Source organism: Cryobacterium sp. MLB-32 (genome assembly GCF_000738085.1).
Lineage (GTDB): Bacteria > Actinomycetota > Actinomycetes > Actinomycetales > Microbacteriaceae > Cryobacterium.
The window spans coordinates 1-1888 of the sequence record NZ_JPRS01000321.1 but is presented as its reverse complement, the minus strand read 5'-3'; the positions used below and the strand labels follow the sequence as shown (position 1 = coordinate 1888).

At 61.8% G+C, this 1888-nt stretch carries 2 protein-coding genes; both read right to left on the bottom strand.

Features of this window, described 5'->3' with window-relative positions; translation table 11 throughout:
- The coding region (locus tag JF66_RS18145; protein WP_035880217.1) for a type II secretion system F family protein at window positions 1-495 on the bottom strand (495 nt) is incomplete at its 3' end.
- Between the two features lie 4 nt (window positions 496-499).
- A complete protein-coding gene (locus JF66_RS18140; protein ID WP_081882493.1) occupies window positions 500-1840 on the bottom strand; it encodes a type IV pilus twitching motility protein PilT in 1341 nt (446 codons plus the stop codon).
- Between the last annotated feature and the right edge of the window lie 48 nt (window positions 1841-1888).

Sequence of the window (1888 nt, the reverse complement as noted above, 5' to 3'; positions counted from 1 at the left end):
TCCCTCCGATTCAAAATTCTCGGCCACCGAATTGAGCGAATTCTCGAGGAAACCGCCCGTCTCGCCGGCCTTGATGAGGTTGATCATGATGGGGGGAAAGACATTCGCGTGCGTGGCCAGAGCGTCCGAGAGCGAGACTCCCGTCTCCACGTCGTTACGAACGCTTGTGAGGATTTTGGCAAGTTCCTTGTTCTCGGTCTGCAGCGACAAGATATTGAGAGTGCGCAGCAGCGAGAGCCCGGCGGAGGTCATGGTGGCCATCTGACGGCTCATGACCGCGAGGTCTTTCAGCCCGGGATGCTTCGTGAAACCGGGAATGCTGATCTCTCGGCTCAGCCCGGTGCCCACTGGCACCTCGGCCACGGAGATCGGGGCCAGTCCCATGGTTCGCACCCTCACCATGGCCGCGCTGTCCGACGCGGCATCGAGGCGCCCCTTCACCACCTTCCCGGCGGCATTGCGTCCCTTGTAGGCATAGGCGAGCGTTGCGGGCATGGCGCTACTTCTTTCTTGGTGAGAACGAGTCACCGAAGTCGATGCCGCCGGCTGACATCGTCGTATCGATAGAGCTGCTGGTACCGCCGGAATGTGCAATGAGTTGGGCAAGACCCTCGAGATCCTGGGCCTTTTCTTCCGCGGACTGCCGAGTGATATTGCCGGCGTTGACGAGATCCGCCAGATGTTGGTCCATGGTGTGCATACCGAGCGCACGACCCGCCTGCATGGCGGAGGAAATCTGGTACGTCTTGCCCTCTCGAATGAGGTTCGCGATGGCCGACGTCGTCACGAGCACTTCCGTCGCCACCACGCGGCCGCCGCCGATCTTCCTCACCAGGGTCTGGCAGACGACGCCCTGCAGGGTGGCCGCGAGCTGAGCGCGCACCTGACCCTGCTGGTAGGGCGGAAAGACGTCGATCACGCGGTCGATGGTTTGCGCGGCATCCTGCGTGTGCAGCGTCGCAAAAACGAGGTGCCCGGTTTCTGCTGCGGTCAAGGCGACCGACACGGTTTCCAGGTCGCGAAGCTCGCCGATCAGGATCACGTCGGGGTCTTGCCGCAGCACGTGCTTGAGCGCGGCCGCGAAGCTGTGCGTGTCGTGGCCGACCTCGCGCTGGTTTACGAGTGATTTTTGGTGCCGATGAAGAAACTCGATCGGGTCTTCGACCGTGACGATATGGTCGGCGCGGGTTCGATTCACGAGGTCGATCAGCGCTGCCAGCGTCGTGGATTTTCCGGAGCCGGTCGGGCCCGTCACGAGCACGAGTCCACGGGGCAGCTGCGCGAATCTGGCTACCGACTCGGGCACGCCAAGTTCCGCGAGCTGCTTGATGTCTCGCGGAATCAGTCGGAAGGCGCCACCCACCGAATTGCGCTGCTGGTAGTAGTTCACGCGGAATCTCGCGCCGCTCGCCGTATAGGCGAAGTCAAGCTCAAGTTCCCGGTCGAACTCTTCACGCTGCTCGGGACTTAGCAGGCTGAAGAGTGCGGACGTGACCTTGTCCCGCAGCCATTTGGTTGACCCCTCGACCGGGCGCAGCCCGCCATCGAGGCGAATGCTCGGCTGGGCCCCCACCGTCACATGCAGGTCGGAGGCATTCAGGTCAAGAACCACCTTGAGCGCATTCAAGAGGTCGGGATCGGGTTCCTGCCCGGCAGATGCGGGCACGACAGCATCAGAATTACCGGAATTCACGAAGACTCCTTCAGTCGACACGATCGGGCCTGTCAGATAGTCGGGCTCTCCCGATCTGACGTGGAGATCATCGGCATCCGCTCGGCCGATGGCCGTGGAGCCAGGGCCGGCAGACGTGACCGGAATCTCATAGATCGGATTGTTCATGGTGCATGTCCTTTTCGTTCTACGCCACAACTCTGAGAATCTCTTCAA